Annotated in this window: 20 protein-coding genes and 1 tRNA gene; 6 read left to right on the top strand and 15 right to left on the bottom strand. The window is 69.6% G+C overall.

Annotated features, from left to right (window positions below; translation table 11 throughout):
- Positions 1-51: 51 nt before the first annotated feature.
- Complete coding sequence (locus tag ABT009_RS00780; RefSeq protein WP_351287897.1) at positions 52-393, bottom strand: GroES family chaperonin; 342 nt, start codon at positions 391-393, stop codon at positions 52-54.
- A 43-nt stretch (positions 394-436) separates the two neighbouring features.
- A complete protein-coding gene (locus ABT009_RS00775; RefSeq protein WP_351287894.1) occupies positions 437-757 on the bottom strand; it encodes a DUF3618 domain-containing protein in 321 nt (106 codons plus the stop codon).
- A gap of 194 nt (positions 758-951) precedes the next feature.
- On the opposite strand from ABT009_RS00775, the gene bcp reads away from it, so the two are divergent.
- Together bcp and ABT009_RS00765 are read left to right on the top strand one after the other, a co-directional pair.
- A complete protein-coding gene (gene bcp / locus ABT009_RS00770; protein ID WP_351287892.1) occupies positions 952-1419 on the top strand; it encodes a thioredoxin-dependent thiol peroxidase in 468 nt (155 codons plus the stop codon).
- A gap of 44 nt (positions 1420-1463) precedes the next feature.
- A tRNA-Leu gene (locus tag ABT009_RS00765) sits at positions 1464-1547 on the top strand.
- A 120-nt stretch (positions 1548-1667) separates the two neighbouring features.
- On the opposite strand, the gene rdgB is transcribed toward ABT009_RS00765, so the two are convergent.
- The 4 genes from rdgB to ABT009_RS00745 all read right to left on the bottom strand — a co-directional run bounded on the left by rdgB (position 1668) and on the right by ABT009_RS00745 (position 3994).
- The gene (gene rdgB / locus ABT009_RS00760; protein WP_351287890.1) at positions 1668-2270 is read right to left on the bottom strand and encodes an RdgB/HAM1 family non-canonical purine NTP pyrophosphatase; all 603 of its coding nucleotides are present in this window, start codon (positions 2268-2270) and stop codon (positions 1668-1670) included.
- Between the two features lie 68 nt (positions 2271-2338).
- Positions 2339-2731, bottom strand: a complete 393-nt coding sequence (locus tag ABT009_RS00755) for a hypothetical protein (protein WP_351287887.1) — start codon at positions 2729-2731, stop codon at positions 2339-2341.
- Positions 2732-2892: 161 nt separating this feature from the next.
- Positions 2893-3624, bottom strand: a complete 732-nt coding sequence (gene rph, locus ABT009_RS00750) for a ribonuclease PH (RefSeq protein ID WP_351287884.1) — start codon at positions 3622-3624, stop codon at positions 2893-2895.
- Between the two features lie 136 nt (positions 3625-3760).
- A complete protein-coding gene (locus ABT009_RS00745; RefSeq protein WP_351287881.1) occupies positions 3761-3994 on the bottom strand; it encodes a PTS sugar transporter subunit IIB in 234 nt (77 codons plus the stop codon).
- Between the two features lie 383 nt (positions 3995-4377).
- Here ABT009_RS00745 and ABT009_RS00740 point away from each other — a divergent pair, with 383 nt between their 5' ends.
- The gene (locus tag ABT009_RS00740) at positions 4378-5637 is read left to right on the top strand and encodes a PTS transporter subunit EIIC (protein ID WP_351287878.1); all 1260 of its coding nucleotides are present in this window, start codon (positions 4378-4380) and stop codon (positions 5635-5637) included.
- 124 nt (positions 5638-5761) lie between these two features.
- Here the strand turns inward: ABT009_RS00740 and ABT009_RS00735 are convergent, their stop codons facing one another.
- A complete protein-coding gene (locus tag ABT009_RS00735; RefSeq protein WP_351287875.1) occupies positions 5762-6514 on the bottom strand; it encodes an MBL fold metallo-hydrolase in 753 nt (250 codons plus the stop codon).
- A gap of 237 nt (positions 6515-6751) precedes the next feature.
- Between ABT009_RS00735 and ABT009_RS00730 the strand changes: the two genes are divergently transcribed.
- Positions 6752-7279, top strand: coding sequence for a type II toxin-antitoxin system PemK/MazF family toxin (locus ABT009_RS00730; RefSeq protein ID WP_351287873.1), 528 nt, complete (start codon positions 6752-6754; stop codon positions 7277-7279).
- 32 nt (positions 7280-7311) lie between these two features.
- Here the strand turns inward: ABT009_RS00730 and ABT009_RS00725 are convergent, their stop codons facing one another.
- The 7 genes from ABT009_RS00725 to clpS all read right to left on the bottom strand — a co-directional run bounded on the left by ABT009_RS00725 (position 7312) and on the right by clpS (position 12223).
- Positions 7312-8262 carry a PLP-dependent cysteine synthase family protein gene (locus tag ABT009_RS00725; protein ID WP_351287870.1) on the bottom strand — a complete coding sequence of 317 codons (951 nt, stop codon included), beginning with the start codon at positions 8260-8262 and terminating at the stop codon, positions 7312-7314.
- A gap of 5 nt (positions 8263-8267) precedes the next feature.
- A complete protein-coding gene (locus ABT009_RS00720) occupies positions 8268-8546 on the bottom strand; it encodes a MoaD/ThiS family protein (protein ID WP_181660636.1) in 279 nt (92 codons plus the stop codon).
- Positions 8547-8658: 112 nt separating this feature from the next.
- Positions 8659-8760 carry a putative leader peptide gene (locus ABT009_RS00715; RefSeq protein WP_351287867.1) on the bottom strand — a complete coding sequence of 34 codons (102 nt, stop codon included), beginning with the start codon at positions 8758-8760 and terminating at the stop codon, positions 8659-8661.
- A gap of 131 nt (positions 8761-8891) precedes the next feature.
- Positions 8892-9317 carry a M67 family metallopeptidase gene (locus ABT009_RS00710; RefSeq protein WP_351287864.1) on the bottom strand — a complete coding sequence of 142 codons (426 nt, stop codon included), beginning with the start codon at positions 9315-9317 and terminating at the stop codon, positions 8892-8894.
- An 86-nt stretch (positions 9318-9403) separates the two neighbouring features.
- Complete coding sequence (locus ABT009_RS00705) at positions 9404-10855, bottom strand: amino acid permease (protein WP_351287861.1); 1452 nt, start codon at positions 10853-10855, stop codon at positions 9404-9406.
- A 371-nt stretch (positions 10856-11226) separates the two neighbouring features.
- Positions 11227-11832 (bottom strand): DUF2017 domain-containing protein, encoded by a 606-nt coding sequence (locus tag ABT009_RS00700; protein ID WP_351287859.1) that lies wholly within the window; start codon positions 11830-11832, stop codon positions 11227-11229.
- A 73-nt stretch (positions 11833-11905) separates the two neighbouring features.
- Positions 11906-12223, bottom strand: coding sequence for an ATP-dependent Clp protease adapter ClpS (clpS, locus tag ABT009_RS00695; RefSeq protein ID WP_351287856.1), 318 nt, complete (start codon positions 12221-12223; stop codon positions 11906-11908).
- Between the two features lie 193 nt (positions 12224-12416).
- Between clpS and ABT009_RS00690 the strand changes: the two genes are divergently transcribed.
- Together ABT009_RS00690 and ABT009_RS00685 are read left to right on the top strand one after the other, a co-directional pair.
- A complete protein-coding gene (locus tag ABT009_RS00690; RefSeq protein ID WP_351287853.1) occupies positions 12417-13745 on the top strand; it encodes a nicotinate phosphoribosyltransferase in 1329 nt (442 codons plus the stop codon).
- Positions 13746-14015: 270 nt separating this feature from the next.
- Positions 14016-14600, top strand: a complete 585-nt coding sequence (locus ABT009_RS00685; protein WP_351287850.1) for an isochorismatase family protein — start codon at positions 14016-14018, stop codon at positions 14598-14600.
- A gap of 32 nt (positions 14601-14632) precedes the next feature.
- Here the strand turns inward: ABT009_RS00685 and ABT009_RS00680 are convergent, their stop codons facing one another.
- The gene (locus tag ABT009_RS00680; RefSeq protein ID WP_351287847.1) at positions 14633-14959 is read right to left on the bottom strand and encodes a hypothetical protein; all 327 of its coding nucleotides are present in this window, start codon (positions 14957-14959) and stop codon (positions 14633-14635) included.
- Between the last annotated feature and the right edge of the window lie 51 nt (positions 14960-15010).

Genomic DNA, 15010 nt, shown 5'->3' with positions numbered 1-15010 from the left:
CGTACGTCGCAGCCAGGAGACCGTGGCTACGAGACGTGGGACCTGGCTACGTCAGAGATAGAGCCCGGTCGAGTCCTGGGAACCCTCGAAGCGGTCCGCGGCCACGGCGTGCAGATCGCGCTCGCGCATCAGGACGTACGCCACGCCCCGCACCTCGACCTCGGCCCGGTCCTCGGGGTCGTACAGCACCCGGTCGCCCACCTCCACGGTCCGCACGTTCTGCCCGACCGCGACGACGTCGGCCCAGGCCAGCCGCCGCCCGACGGCCGCGGTCGCGGGGATCAGGATGCCGCCGCCGGAACGCCGCTCGCCCTCGTTGGCGTCCTGCCGCACCAGCACACGGTCGTGCAGCATCCGGATGGGCAACTTGTCGTGGTGGGTCTTCTCGCTCACGCTCCGAACCTACCTGTCTCCACCTCGCCCGCACCCCGGAGGGTCAGCGCTTCCGCCTGCGCGAGCTCATGGCCAGCAGGCCCACGACGCCGACGAGGACGATCGCCACGGGCACGATCCGCTCGAGCCGCGGCGCCCCTTCCTCCGACACCAGCCGCGACCGCACACCGCTCACGGCCCGGTTGACGCCGACATACGCCCGTCCCAGGGTGTGATCGACACCGGAGACGACCTTCGCTCGTGCATCCCCGACGATCGTCTTCGGGTGCACCCTCATCCCGATCTCATCGAGGGTCTCGGCCAGCCGCTCACGCCGGAGCCTGATGTCCGCCTCGATCTGCGCAGGGGTCCTGGCATCCGACACCGCGCTGCCTCCGTGGTCGTATCCGATGGTCTTCCGCCGGTCTGCCGATGTTCTCGGGCCGACCTGCTGTTGTGGTCGACAGTCTGTCAGCTTCCGGCCCACCTCACCCCACGGCACCCCTATTACCCTCGTTCCGTAACCAGCCATGGGGGATCCGCCCCCTTGCCGCCCCCCTTGCTAGGAGACCGAAGAACATGAGCGAGCGACTCCAGCCCGGCGACACCGCCCCCGCCTTCACCCTGCCCGACGCCGACGGCAACGAGGTCTCCCTCTCCGACCACAAGGGCCGCAAGGTCATCGTCTACTTCTACCCGGCCGCCCTCACCCCGGGCTGCACCAAGCAGGCGTGCGACTTCACGGACAACCTCGAGGTGCTGGCCGGCGCCGGCTACGACGTGATCGGCATCTCCCCCGACAAGCCGGAGAAGCTCGCCAAGTTCCGCGAGAAGGAGGACCTGAAGGTCACCCTCCTGGCCGACCCCGACAAGTCGGTCCTCGAGTCCTACGGCGCCTTCGGCGAGAAGAAGCTCTACGGCAAGACGGTGACGGGCGTCATCCGCTCCACGGTGATCGTCGACGAGGAGGGCAAGGTCGAGCGCGCCCTCTACAACGTGAAGGCCACGGGCCACGTGGCCAAGATCATCAAGGATTTGGGGATCTGAGACCCGGCCCGGGCCGTCCGGCCAGTAGCATGACCGGACGGCAGGCGGCCGTGGTGGAACTGGCAGTCACGCTGGGTTTAGGTCCCAGTGGGGTAACACCCGTGAGGGTTCGAGTCCCTCCGGCCGCACGTATGCGAAGGCCCCGTCCGGCACGACCGGACGGGGCCTTCGTGCTCGACGGAGCTGCGCACTCGACGGAACTTCGTGCTCGACGGACCTTCGGGTTCAGCGGCCCGTGCCGGGGCGGCTCAGCCCAGCAGGTCCCGCACCACCGGCACCAGCGCGCGGAACGCCTTGCCGCGGTGGCTGATCGCGTTCTTCTCCTCGGGGCTGAGCTCCGCGCACGTACGCGTCTCGCCCTCCGGCTGAAGGATCGGGTCGTAACCGAAGCCGTTCGCGCCGGCGGGGGTGTGGCGGAGGGTGCCCGTCAGGCGGCCCTCGACGACTCGCTCCGTGCCGTCGGGCAGGGCGAGGGCCGCGGCGCAGGCGAAGTGGGCGGCGCGGTGTTCGTCGGAGATGTCGCCGAGCTGGGCCAGGAGAAGCTCCAGGTTGGCCTGGTCGTCGCCGTGGCGGCCGGCCCAGCGGGCGGAGAAGATGCCGGGGGCGCCACCGAGTACGTCGACGCAGAGGCCCGAGTCGTCGGCGACGGCGGGCAGGCCGGTGGCCTGCGCCAGCGCGTGGGCCTTGAGCAGGGCGTTCTCGGCGAAGGTGACGCCGGTCTCCTTGACGTCAGGGATGTCCGGGTAGGCGTCCGCGCCGACGAGGTCGTGCGTGAGCCCTGCATCGGCGAGGATGGCCTTGAGTTCGGTGATCTTTCCGGCGTTGCGGGTGGCGAGGATCAGGCGGGTCATGCCACCAGTATCGCGGTGGTGTGAGGGCTGCCCGTCCGGTACCCCGGACGGGCGCGCCCCCGCCGCCCCTATGGCGTGCAGACCTTCGTCAGTTCGCCCGCCGCGTCCGTGACCGGGCTGATGTCCGGTGTCTCGTCGCCGCTGTCGATGGCCTCGCGGACGTTGGTGACGGCCTTGCCGAGGTCGTCGACCGCCTTGTCGACGTCGGCGTTGTCGGTCTTGCCGCCGATCTCGTCGAGGTTCTTCTCTATGGAGTCGAGCGCCTCGCCGGCCTGGGTCGGGTCGTTGGCGGCGTTGTCGACGGCCTGCTTGAGCTCGGTGACGCTGTCGGCTATGGCGTCGGCGGTCTGCACGCAGTCCAGTGCCTTGTCGACGGCGCTGCAGCCGGCGGCGAGCGGCGCGGCGAGCGCCAGGCTCACCAGGGCGATGGCGGTGCTGATACGTCGGCGGCGCGGTGCCATGTCGGCGGTTCCTCCCGGGAGTTGCGGACGGGCGCACGGTTTGGCCCGTACGCCCGCACCCGTAATAACGCGAGGAGGAGCCTTCTTGGTTCCTTCTTTACCTTTTCCCCTCGTCGCCCTTGCCCGCCGGGCACCCGTGCGAGCCGAGGCGGAAGGCGCCGCTACCGCTGCTGTTCGAGCGCGGCGCGCTGGATGGCCGTGAGTTCCGTGCACCCGGAAACGGCCAGGTCGAGCAGCGAGTTGAGCTCCTCGCGGGCGAAGGGCTCGGCCTCGGCGGTGCCCTGGACCTCCACGAACCGGCCGTCGCCGGTGCAGACGACGTTCATGTCGGTCTCGGCGCGCACGTCCTCCTCGTAGCAGAGGTCGAGGAGCGGTACGCCGCCCACGATGCCGACGGAGACGGCGGAGACAGTGCCGGTGAGCGGGTTGCGGCCGGCCTTGACGAGCTTCTTCTTCTGCGCCCAGGCGACGGCGTCGGCGAGCGCGACGTAGGCGCCGGTGATGGCGGCGGTGCGGGTGCCGCCGTCGGCCTGGAGGACGTCGCAGTCGAGGACGATGGTGTTCTCGCCGAGCGCCTTGTAGTCGATCACGGCGCGCAGGGACCGGCCGATGAGGCGGGAGATCTCGTGCGTGCGGCCGCCGATCTTGCCGCGGACGGACTCGCGGTCGCCGCGGGTGTTGGTGGAGCGGGGCAGCATCGCGTACTCGGCGGTGACCCAGCCCTCGCCGCTGCCCTTGCGCCAGCGCGGGACGCCTTCGGTGACCGAGGCGGTGCAGAAGACCTTGGTGTCGCCGAAGGAGATGAGGACCGAGCCCTCGGCGTGCTTGCTCCAGCCACGTTCGATCGTGACGGGGCGGAGCTGTTCAGGCGTACGGCCGTCGATTCGAGACATGCTGCTGAGCCTAGCCCGAATGGTGAAGACCCCGTTCCGGTCGGGTGCGGAACGGGGCTGCCGGGCGGCCTCGGCGCGGCCGTGCCCTCGGCTCACATCATGTCGTCGACGTCGTCACATCATGTCGTCGACGTCGTCACATCATGTCTTCGATGTCGGCCGCGATCGGGTCGGCGTCGGTGCCGATGACGACCTGGATCGCCGTGCCCATCTTGACCACGCCGTGCGCTCCGGCGGCCTTCAGCGCGGCCTCGTCGACCTTGCTCGGGTCGACGACCTCGGTCCGCAGGCGGGTGATGCAGCCCTCGATCTCTTCGATGTTGTCGATGCCGCCGAGCCCGGCAACGATCTTCTCAGCCTTGGTGGCCATTTCTTGCTCCGTTCACCTTGACCCGTTTTGTCACGGTAACCCACGGTCGGGCCGTCTTCACGAGCGGTCATGTCACCCGCTGCAACCACTGGTCTACACCAGTATTCCAACCGCCGCCAAGCCCGGCCCAGGCCTCATTCGGGACTGATCGGCACGCCCCCGCCGTCCCCTATAACGCACACCACACCGCCACCCCGACCGCTGCGCCCTGCTTTATGGCACGATTTCCCGATATGTCTCGAGCCACAAAATTCGCGGGTTCCTTATCCGGCCTTCACCGTGCTACAACAGGTCTACACCAATCAGTGGTGTAGACCACATCCCCTGCTGCCATCCCCATCTTCCCCCATGCCCCGGCAGCACCCGGCACACGGAGGACGTTCATGAGCACCGGTACCGACACCGCGGCCACCGCCGCCCCCGCGAAGAAACGGGGAGCCGGCCTGTTCCAGGGCCTGCAGAAGATCGGCCGCAGCCTGCAGCTGCCGATCGCCGTGCTGCCCGCCGCGGGCATCCTGCTGCGTCTCGGCCAGCCGGACGTCTTCGGCGCCGACGGGCTCGGCTGGGACAAGGTCGCCTCGGTCTTCGCCACCGCCGGTGGCGCGGTCTTCGACAACCTGCCGATGCTCTTCTGTATCGGTGTCGCCATCGGCTTCGCCAAGAAGGCCGACGGCTCCACCGCGCTGGCCGCGCTGGTCGGCTTCCTGGTCTACAGCAATGTGCTCAAGGCGTTCCCGGTCACCGAGGCCAAGATCCAGAAGGGCGCGGACATAGCCGCGACCTACAACAACCCGGGTGTGCTCGGCGGCATCGTCATGGGTCTGCTGGCCGCCGTGCTGTGGCAGAAGTTCCACCGCACCAAGCTGGTCGACTGGCTCGGCTTCTTCAACGGGCGCCGGCTCGTCCCGATCATCATGGCCTTCGTCGGCACCCTGGTCGGCGTCGTCTTCGGTCTGGTCTGGGAGCCCATCGGCGAGGGCATCAGCAGCTTCGGCGAGTGGATGACGGGTCTCGGCGCCGCCGGTGCCGGTCTCTTCGGTGCCATCAACCGTGCGCTGATCCCGGTGGGCATGCACCAGTTCGTGAACACCGTCGCCTGGTTCCAGCTCGGTGACTTCACCAACTCCGCCGGCCAGGTCGTCCACGGCGACCTGAACCGCTTCTTCGCGGGCGACCCCCACGCCGGTATGTTCATGTCCGGCTTCTTCCCGATCATGATGTTCGGCCTCCCGGCCGCCGCCCTCGCCATCGCGCACTCCGCGCGCCCCGACCGCCGCAAGGCCGTCCTGGGCATGATGATCTCGCTCGCCCTGACCTCCTTCGTCACGGGTGTCACCGAGCCGATCGAGTTCTCCTTCATGTTCATCGCGCCGGTGCTGTACGCGATCCACGCGGTGCTCACCGCGATCTCGCTGGCCGTGACCTGGATGCTGGGCGTCCACGCCGGCTTCACGTTCTCGGCGGGCTTCATCGACTACGCACTGAACTGGAACCTGGCCACCAAGCCGTGGCTGATCATCCCGATCGGCCTGGTCTTCGCGGCGATCTACTACGTGGTCTTCCGCTTCGCCATCACCAAGTTCGACCTGCCGACTCCGGGCCGCGAGCCCGAGGCCGAGGTCGAGGACCTCACCAAGGCGTAAGCAGGTCCTGGACAGCACAGAGGCCCCCGGAGCAGTCAAGCTCCGGGGGCCTCTGCCATGTCGTAGAGGCCGACTCTCGTACGGCCTCGTGGCGGCTGACCTCGTACGTCTGGATCTCGTACGGCTAGATCTCGTACGTCACTCCGGGCGCCGCCAGCTCCACCTGCCCGTCGAACACGGCACGCGCGTCCGCGAGGTTGACCTCGGGGTCCGTCCACGGCGGGATGTGGGTCAGCATCAGGCGCCGGACCCCGGCGCGCTGGCCGATCTCGCCCGCCTCGCGGCCGTTGAGATGCAGGTCGGGGATGCTCTCCTTGCCGTACGTGAACGCGGCCTCGCACAGGAACAGATCGGTGTTGAAGGCGAGTTCGACAAGGGAGTCGCACACACCGGTGTCCCCTGAGTACGTCAGCGAGGAACCGCCGTGCTCGAGGCGGATGCCGTACGCCTCGACGGGGTGGCGCACCCTCTCCGTGTGCACCGTGAAGGGGCCGATGTCGAAGGTGCCCGGCTTGACGGTGTGGAAGTCGAAGACCTCGCTCATCGACGACGCGGAGGGCGTGTCGCCGTAGGCGGTGGTCAGTCGCTGCTCGGTGCCCTCGGGTCCGTAGACGGGGAGGGGAGCGGCGCGGCCGCCGTCGTGCCGGTAGTAGCGCGCCACGAAATAGGCGCACATGTCGATGCAGTGGTCGGCGTGCAGATGGCTGAGGAAGATCGCGTCGAGGTCGTAGAGACCGCAGTGGCGCTGCAGCTCGCCAAGGGCGCCGTTGCCCATGTCGAGGAGCAGCCGGAAGCCGTCGGCCTCGACGAGGTAGCTCGAGCAGGCCGATTCCGCGGACGGGAACGACCCCGAGCAGCCGACGACGGTGAGCTTCATGGAGCAGAAACCTCCGCTGGCAGTATGAGAAAACGGGGGTCGTGCGGTGCGTCGAGCGTAAGGCGCAAAAGCCTTCGTCGCTTCTCCGTCACGGGCTGTTGTGGGCGAACTCACCTGCTGTGTCACCGGATCGGATGGCTGTGCGGTGAAGGCCTGCCGACCCTGATCCGCCGCACAGCTCCCAGGGTGTGGTAACCGGGGCGGGCAGCGGGACGGGCCCGCCGGTACCGTCGGTACATGGACACGTCCTGGTGGCTCGCCCTGGCCGCCGTGGTGCTGCTCGCGCTGGTCGCGGCGCTGGCCGACGGCTGGGGGCCGCACCGTACGCGTCGCCGGCCGGGCGGCAGGACCCGGGCGCCGGGACGGCCCGGTGAGCGGCCGGAGCGGCCGCGGCGGCGGGTGGCCGCCCCGCCCAGGCCGAAGCCGGCGGAGATCTGGTGGGCGAACGTGCCGTACGAGCCGGACGGCGGCGCCTCGGGACGTCCAGGACGGGCGACGCAGGGTGCCGCGCGGGCCAAGGACCGGCCGTGTCTGGTGCTGTCGGTGCACGGCGACACCGCGCTCGTGGCGAAGATCACCAGCAAGTACCGCGACGAGCGCCCGGGCGTGATCCCGCTACCCCCGGGTTCCGTGGGCGATGCCCAGGGCCGCCCGAGCTTCCTGGAGACGGACGAACTGCGGAACGTGGCCGTGTGGGAGTTCCGCCGACGGGCGGGCGTGGCGGACCCGGTCCTGTGGGACCAGGTCCGCCATCTCGCGGGCTAGGCGCCGAATCTGCGGGTGGTGCGGACTCCGGCTCAGGCCCAGAGCTGCCCGTGCAACGTCTCGATGGCCTCTTCCGTGGTCGCCGCGGTGTAGACCCCGGTCGACAGATACTTCCAGCCGCCGTCGGCGACGATGAACACGATGTCCGCCGACTCCCCCGCCTTGACCGCCTTCTTCCCCACCCCGATCGCCGCGTGCAGCGCGGCCCCCGTGGAGACGCCCGCGAAGATCCCCTCCTGCTGGAGGAGTTCCCGGGTGCGGGTCACGGCGTCGGCGGAGCCGACCGAGAAGCGGGTGGTCAGCACGGACGCGTCGTACAGCTCGGGCACGAAGCCCTCGTCGAGGTTGCGCAGGCCGTAGACGAGGTCGTCGTAGCGCGGCTCGGCGGCGACGATCTTGACGTCCGGCTTGTGCTCGCGCAGATAGCGCCCGACGCCCATGAGCGTGCCCGTCGTGCCGAGGCCCGCCACGAAGTGCGTGACGGACGGCAGGTCGGCGAGGATCTCCGGGCCGGTGGTCGCGTAGTGCGCGCCCGCATTGTCCGGGTTGCCGTACTGGTAGAGCATCACCCAGTCCGGGTGCGACGCGGCGAGCTCCTTGGCGATGCGTACTGCGGTGTTGGAGCCGCCCGCGGCGGGGCTGGGGATGATCTCCGCGCCCCACATGGCGAGCAGGTCGCGCCGCTCCTGCGAGGTGTTCTCCGGCATGACGCACACCATGCGGTAGCCCTTGAGCTTCGCGGCCATGGCGAGCGAGATGCCGGTGTTGCCCGAGGTCGGCTCGAGGATGGTGCAGCCGGGCGTGAGCCGCCCGTCCTTCTCGGCCTGCTCGATCATGTGCAGCGCGGGGCGGTCCTTGACCGAGCCGGTCGGGTTGCGGTCCTCGAGCTTCGCCCAGATCCGGACGTCCTCGGACGGCGAGAGCCGGGGCAGCCGGACGAGCGGCGTGTTGCCGACGGCTGCGAGGGGGGAGTCGTAGCGCATGCCGATCAGGCCATCCCGCCGGCGACGGCCGGCAGGATCGTCACGCTGTCGCCGTCCGCCACCTTGGTGTTGATGCCGTCGAGGAAGCGGACGTCCTCGTCGTTCAGGTAGACGTTGACGAAGCGGCGCAGCTCGCCGCCGTCCACGATCCGGGCCTGGATCCCGGCGTGCCGGGTCTCGAGGTCGGCGAAGAGCGCGGCGAGGGTGTCCCCGCTGCCCTCGACGGCCTTCGCACCGTCGGTGTACTGGCGGAGGATGGTCGGGATGCGGACCTCGATGGCCATGGGGTGGGCTCCTGTCGGAAGAAATCTCGTCGGTGGGCGCGCGGCTGCGCTGCATGCGGATGCGTGCGTGGAGCTTGGGGCGCCGCGGCTCACGGCCGTACGGCGGGGCGGCTCAGCGCGGACAGATGGCGCTCGCCAGCCTGCACAGGTCGACGTGCAGCCGCGCCACGAGCAGCATGCCCGGCGCCTTGTCGCTCACGTCGATGAGAACCATGGGGTCATCGTATCGATTCCCGGTCCGGGCTCCGGAATGGCATCTCACGGACTGGACGATTGCCGTTCGCCAGCCGGACCAGCCTCCGCCGAGGGCCGCGCTCTTTCGTCGGTTTCCGGTTCGGCCGCGGCTCAGCCGTATGCCTCGACGACCTTCACTTCCTCCTCCGTGACCTCGCCGTCGACGATGCGGAACGAGCGGAACTGGAAGGGGCCGGCGTCGTCGGTGTCCGCCGTGGACACCAGCACGTAGTGGGCGCCCGGCTCGTTGGCGTACGAGAGGTCGGTGCGCGAGGGGTAGGCCTCGGTCGCCGTGTGCGAGTGGTAGATGATCACGGGCTCCTCGTCCCGGTCGTCCATCTCGCGGTAGAGCTTGAGGAGGTCGCCGGAGTCGAACTCGTAGAAGGTCGGCGAGCGGGCGGCGTTCAGCATCGGGATGAACCGCTCGGGGCGGCCGGAGCCCACGGGGCCCGCGACGACGCCGCACGCCTCGTCGGGGTGGTCCTGGCGCGCGTGCGCGACGATCTGGTCGTGGAGGGCCTGGGTGATGGTGAGCATGCCGCTCAGGATAAGCGGGCGGGCCGCCCGTACCGAAGGGTGGTACAGGCGGCCCGCATGCTGGACATCGTGGGCGTTGGCCCGGGTCAGCCGACCTTCTCGAGGGTGCGCTCACCGCGCTGCGCGACCTGCGGGTTGCGGGCCTTGAGGACGAACCAGCCGATGGCCAGTGCGGCGGCCCAGCCGGCCATGACGTACAGGCAGATCCGGGAGTCGGCGTCGTACGCGATGAGGCCGGTGACGAAGAGCAGGAACACGGTGGCGATCCAGCTGCACACCGCACCGCCGGGGGCGGGGAAGGAGGACGCGGGCAGGCGCCCGGCGTCGACCGCGCGGCGGTACAGGATGTGGCTGACGAGGATCATCAGCCAGGTCCAGATGCCGGCCGCGGTGGCCACCGAGGTGACATAGCCGAAGGCCTTCTCCGGGACGATGTAGTTGAGGATCACGCCGATGCCCATGAAGAGCACGGAGACCGTGATGCCGAACGCGGGCGTCTTGGAGGCGGACAGCTTGTTGAAGACCTTGGGCGCCTCGCCGTTGTCGGCCAGGGTGCGCAGCATGCGGCCGGTGGAGTACATGCCGGAGTTGCAGGACGACAGGGCCGCGGTGAGCACCACGAAGTTCACGATGGCGGCGCCGGCCGGGATGCCGATCTTGGCGAAGGCCGCGACGAAGGGGCTCACGCCGGGCGCGAACTCGGTCCACTTCACGACGCAGAGGATGACCGTGAGGGCACCGACGTAGAAGAGCGCGATACGCCAGGGCAGGGTGTTGATCGCCTTGGGGAGCGTCTTCTCGGGGTTCTCGGACTCACCGGCCGTGACACCGACGAGCTCGACGGCGAGGTAGGCGAACATGACGCCCTGCAGGGTCATCAGCGAGGAGCCGACGCCCTTGGGGAAGAAGCCGTCGAAGGCCCAGAGGTTGGAGACGGCGGCGGTGTCGCCCGCGGCGCTGAAGCCGAACGTGAGGACGCCGAGGCCGATCACGATCATGCCGATGAGCGCGGTGACCTTGACCATCGAGAACCAGAACTCGATCTCGCCGAAGAGCTTCACCGAGATCAGGTTGGCCACGAAGAGGACGACCAGGAAGACCAGGGCCGTGACCCACCGCGGGATCGACGGGAACCAGTAGTTGACGTAGATCGCGGCGGCGGTGAGCTCCGCCATGCCGGTGACGACCCACATCAGCCAGTACGTCCAGCCGGTGAAGTAACCGAAGAACGGGCCGAGGAACTCGCGGGAGTACTCCGCGAAGGAGCCCGAGACCGGGCGGTAGAGCAGGAGCTCGCCGAGCGCCCGCATGATGAAGAAGATGATCACGCCCGCGAGGGCGTACATCAGGATGAGGCTGGGGCCGGCCTTGGCGATGTTCGCCCCGGCGCCCAGGAACAGGCCGACGCCGATGGCGCCGCCGATGGCGATCATCTGGACCTGACGGCTGCCGAGCCCGCGCTCGTACCCCTCTTCGGGGGCGTCGCCGCCCACGGCCTCATTGCCGTCGTAATGCTTGTCGACCTGCGCAGAGGTCATGCTGGTGTGCGCCTTTCTCCATGCCGATCCGAGCCACCTGGCGGCTTCGGACCGGGTCTCGATCCCCCTGGATGTGATGGAGCTGTGCCGACCGGCGGTCTGCCGGCGTGGGCGCCCCCGTTCAGGGCATGGGTGGCTCCTGACGGGTGGTCGTGAAGATCTATCACGGCCGCAGAGGTGATCGACTGAGGCGGATATGGCACACGCCACAGGAAGAAGCGGACAAAAGGGGCTCGACACGCCATAAGTCGCCGAGTTGGTGACTGGATCGTTATCCGGATTTGAGCGTCCGTTGAGCGAACGCCGGTGTCACCCCTTGGTCATGGCAAGTCCCCCATGTCGGGACATAGGGGAGCGCCTCGGGCGGTACGTCAGGGCATCAGGGTGTCGACCAGCGTCTCCTGCAGCCCGCCCAGCCACAGATACGCCATCACCATCGGCTTACGCGGATCCTCGTCCGGCAGCCGGTAGAGCACATCGGTGTCCTCCTCGTCCGCGATGTCGAGGCGGGAGCCGATGGCCAGGCGCAGGTCGTTGAGCGCGCCGAGCCACTGCCGGGACTCGTCGGCCGTCAGCTCGAGCACGGCGCCGCCACGGCCCGCGACTGTCAGCGAATCCAGGGAGCGGATCACCGCGAGGGCGTCCTCACGCTTCTTCGCCCGCAGATCGTTCTCGGTGAAGCGGCGGAACTCCGAGGAGTGCGCCCGCAGCTCGTCGGCTTCGCCGGGCGCCGCCTCATCGCCGCCGGGCCCGCTGTAGGCGTCCGGGAAGAGCCGCTGCAGCACGGGGTCGGAGGGCGGCTCGCTCGGGCCCTCCGCGAAGAGTTCGGCGAGCGGGTCGTCGGACGCGTCGCCGCCCGGGCCCGGCCCGACGAGCTCCAGAAGCTGGACCGCCAGCGACCGGATGATGGAGATCTCGACCTCGTCGAGCGCGACGGCCGCGCCGCCCCCGGAGATCGGTTCGAAATGTCCTGGCATGAGGGAGAGTCGTCTGCTTCCGGTCCTGGGGAGAGTCGCTGCTTGCGGTGCTTGGCGATCCGAAGGAGAGTCGCTACTTCCGGTCATGCTGGAGCGTGGCCCACAGGCCGTAGCCATGCATGGCCTGTACGTCGCGCTCCATCTCTTCGCGCGTTCCGCTGGACACCACAGCCCGGCCCTTGTGGTGGACGTCGAGCATGAGTTTCGTGGCCTTGTCCTTGGAGTACCCGAAGTAGCTCTGGAAGACGTACGTCACGTAGCTCATCAGATTGACCGGGTCGTTGTGGACGATCGTGACCCAGGGGACGTCGGGCTCGGGTACGGCGAAGGACTCCTCCGCGGACTCGGGGCGTTCGACTTCTAGGGGTGCTGGGGCCGTCACAGGCCCCATGCTGCCACTTGGGGTGGGGGACCGCACAAACGGCCCGGCGGTGCCCGCCACAAATGAACCACCGAAATCGTCAAAGTGACGAGATTTAGGGGTAGCATCGCTCGTATGCCGCAATTCCGGGGGCACACCCCCCGGACCCCGGCCCCCGACCGGGGTGCCCCACGAGTCACGAGTCATCGCGAGGAGATCCACAGTGAACGCTGCGGACCTGCGCCTGCCGGTGGACGTTCCGTCCACGGCCCTCTTCACGGACCACTACGAGCTGACGATGCTCCAGGCCGCCCTCCGCGCGGACACGGCCGGCCGGCGGTCGGTCTTCGAGGTCTTCACACGCAGACTGCCCGAGGGGCGCCGCTACGGAGTCGTGGGCGGCACCGGCCGGGTGCTGGACGCCGTGGAGAACTTCCGGTTCGACGAGGGCGTCCTCGGCTTCCTGCGCGAGCGCGGCATCGTGGACGAGCCCACGCTCGCCTGGCTCTCCGATTACCGCTTCAGCGGCGACATCTGGGGCTATGCCGAGGGCGAGGTCTACTTCCCCGGCTCCCCCATCCTGCGCGTCGAGGGCTCCTTCGCGGAGTGCGTGCTCCTCGAGACCGTGATCCTGTCGATCCTCAACCACGACTCGGCGATCGCCGCGGCCGCATCGCGCATGTCGTCGGCGGCCGGGGACCGCCCGCTGATCGAGATGGGCGCCCGCCGCACCCACGAGCTGGCAGCCGTCGCCGCCTCGCGGGCCGCCTACGTCGGCGGCTTCACGAGCACCTCCGACCTCGCCGCGGGCTTCCGCTACGGCATTCCGACGGTCGGCACGTCCGCGCACGCCTTCACGCTGCTGCACGACACCGAGCGCGACGCCTTCCAGGCCCAGGTGGCCTCGCTCGGCACCGGTACGACGCTGCTGGTCGACACGTACGACGTGGCCGAGGCCGTGCGCACCGCCGTCGAGGTCGCGGGCCCCGAGCTGGGCGCCGTGCGCATCGACTCCGGCGACCTGCTGCTGGTCGCGCACCGGGTGCGCCAGCAGCTGGACGAGCTGGGAGCCAAGAACACGAGGATCGTCGTGACCTCGGACCTGGACGAGTACGCGATCGCGTCGCTGCGCGCCGCTCCCGTGGACGCGTACGGCGTCGGCACCCAGCTGGTGACCGGCTCCGGGCACCCCACCTGCTCGATGGTCTACAAGCTGGTGGCGCGCGCCGAGAGCGACGCCCCGGCTGCTCCGCTCATCCCCGTCGCGAAGAAGGCGACGGGCGGCAAGACGTCGATCGGCGGCCGCAAGTGGGCCGCGCGGCGGCTCGACGAGTACGGGGCCGCCGAGGCGGAGGTGATCGGCACCGGCCCGGTCCCGGACGAGCTGCGGGACCAGCAGCTGCTCGTCGAATTCGTCAAGGGCGGGGACGTGGTCGCCCGCGAGCCGCTGGACGTGGTCCGCGACCGGCACTTCGAGGCCCGCGCCCGGCTGCCGCTGTCGGCGACGCAGCTGTCCCGGGGGGAGCCGGTGATCCCGACCGAGTACGTCTGACACCGCCCGGGGCGGGCCGCCGGCCTGCGTACGTCTGGGGCTGCCGGTGCGGAACCGTACGGCTGGGAACGCCCGCGCATGAACGCGGGGTGAGCGGGAATGCAACGACAGCGCACACCTGAATCCGCAGGCGGGCAAGGACCCCCTCCCGCAACGCACTTGAAGTCTCTAGGCTCGGTTCCACAGGCCGAGCCGCGCCATCCGAGACCCCCGGCCGGGGGCCCGGGGAGCCCTCCCCGGGACGTCACAGCCAGCCGAAGGACAGCCACCATGCGCCGCGCCTTGATCGTCGTAGACGTGCAGAACGACTTCTGTGAGGGTGGCAGCCTCGCGGTCGCAGGGGGTGCCGACGTCGCTGCCGCCATCACCGAACTGATCGGCCAGGCCCCCGCCGGGTACCGCCATGTGGTCGCCACCCGCGACCACCACATCGCTCCCGGTGACCACTTCTCGGACCGGCCGGACTTCCGCCACTCGTGGCCCGCGCACTGCGTGGCGGGCACGGAGGGCGTGGGCTTCCACCCGAACTTCGCACCCGCGGTCGCCTCCGGCGCGATCGACGCGGTCTTCGACAAGGGCGCGTACGCGGCGGCGTACAGCGGCTTCGAGGGCGTCGACGAGAACGGGACGCCGCTGACCGACTGGCTGCGGGACCGCCAGATCACCGAGGTCGACGTGGTGGGCATAGCCACGGACCACTGTGTGCGCGCGACCGCGCTGGACGCGGCCCGTGCGGGTTTCCGCACCCAGGTCCTGCTGGACCTCACCGCGGGAGTCGACGAGCAGACGACCGAGCTGGCGCTCGAGGAGATGCGCGAGGCGGGCGTGGAGCTGACGGGCAAGCCCGTCGTGTAGCCGCCCGGCGCATCGCGCGCCCCGTGCCACGCTCACGATCTCTGTGCCACCGGGCCCCGGAAGAGCGCCTTGATCGGGTGGTAGAGCTCCCTGGCGTCGTCCGGCGCCGTGCGCCACACCAGGTTCTCGGGATGGTGCAGGACCGCCGTTATCTCGTCCGGCGTGGGCGGCGCGAGGTTCCCGCGGAGGTAGACCGCGCGCAGTCCGAGGTTGCGCAACCGCGTCAGGGCGCGGGCCCGGTTGCCCGCCTGCACGACCACCCGGACATTCTGGCCGTCCCCGCACGCGGCGGGGTTCGGCAGTGTCAGCGCGACGACCACGCTTCCGTCCGGCAGCTTGCAAAAGCCTCCTGCGGCCATACGTGCCATACCCCCGTAAGACGTCGTGTCAATAACGGACCCACAGGAGGC

Origin of the sequence: Streptomyces sp. NPDC002896 (assembly GCF_040295225.1) — a bacterium.
Taxonomy (GTDB): domain Bacteria; phylum Actinomycetota; class Actinomycetes; order Streptomycetales; family Streptomycetaceae; genus Streptomyces.
This window is presented reverse-complemented; position numbering and strand designations above follow the sequence as displayed.

Excerpts from the sequence above, each read along its gene's own strand:
- ABT009_RS00725 (WP_351287870.1), bottom strand. The coding sequence starts at position 8,262 with ATGCGCTACGACTCCCCCCTCGCAGCCGTCGGCAACACGCCGCTCGTC.
- bcp (WP_351287892.1), top strand. The coding sequence starts at position 952 with ATGAGCGAGCGACTCCAGCCCGGCGACACCGCCCCCGCCTTCACCCTG.
- ABT009_RS00700 (WP_351287859.1), bottom strand. The coding sequence starts at position 11,832 with ATGCCAGGACATTTCGAACCGATCTCCGGGGGCGGCGCGGCCGTCGCG.
- rdgB (WP_351287890.1), bottom strand. The coding sequence starts at position 2,270 with ATGACCCGCCTGATCCTCGCCACCCGCAACGCCGGAAAGATCACCGAA.
- ABT009_RS00685 (WP_351287850.1), top strand. The coding sequence starts at position 14,016 with ATGCGCCGCGCCTTGATCGTCGTAGACGTGCAGAACGACTTCTGTGAG.
- ABT009_RS00680 (WP_351287847.1), bottom strand. The coding sequence starts at position 14,959 with ATGGCCGCAGGAGGCTTTTGCAAGCTGCCGGACGGAAGCGTGGTCGTC.
- ABT009_RS00730 (WP_351287873.1), top strand. The coding sequence starts at position 6,752 with ATGGACACGTCCTGGTGGCTCGCCCTGGCCGCCGTGGTGCTGCTCGCG.
- ABT009_RS00755 (WP_351287887.1), bottom strand. The coding sequence starts at position 2,731 with ATGGCACCGCGCCGCCGACGTATCAGCACCGCCATCGCCCTGGTGAGC.
- ABT009_RS00705 (WP_351287861.1), bottom strand. The coding sequence starts at position 10,855 with ATGACCTCTGCGCAGGTCGACAAGCATTACGACGGCAATGAGGCCGTG.
- ABT009_RS00745 (WP_351287881.1), bottom strand. The coding sequence starts at position 3,994 with ATGGCCACCAAGGCTGAGAAGATCGTTGCCGGGCTCGGCGGCATCGAC.
- ABT009_RS00715 (WP_351287867.1), bottom strand. The coding sequence starts at position 8,760 with ATGGTTCTCATCGACGTGAGCGACAAGGCGCCGGGCATGCTGCTCGTG.
- ABT009_RS00720 (WP_181660636.1), bottom strand. The coding sequence starts at position 8,546 with ATGGCCATCGAGGTCCGCATCCCGACCATCCTCCGCCAGTACACCGAC.
- ABT009_RS00735 (WP_351287875.1), bottom strand. The coding sequence starts at position 6,514 with ATGAAGCTCACCGTCGTCGGCTGCTCGGGGTCGTTCCCGTCCGCGGAA.
- ABT009_RS00710 (WP_351287864.1), bottom strand. The coding sequence starts at position 9,317 with ATGCTCACCATCACCCAGGCCCTCCACGACCAGATCGTCGCGCACGCG.
- clpS (WP_351287856.1), bottom strand. The coding sequence starts at position 12,223 with ATGGGGCCTGTGACGGCCCCAGCACCCCTAGAAGTCGAACGCCCCGAG.
- ABT009_RS00740 (WP_351287878.1), top strand. The coding sequence starts at position 4,378 with ATGAGCACCGGTACCGACACCGCGGCCACCGCCGCCCCCGCGAAGAAA.
- rph (WP_351287884.1), bottom strand. The coding sequence starts at position 3,624 with ATGTCTCGAATCGACGGCCGTACGCCTGAACAGCTCCGCCCCGTCACG.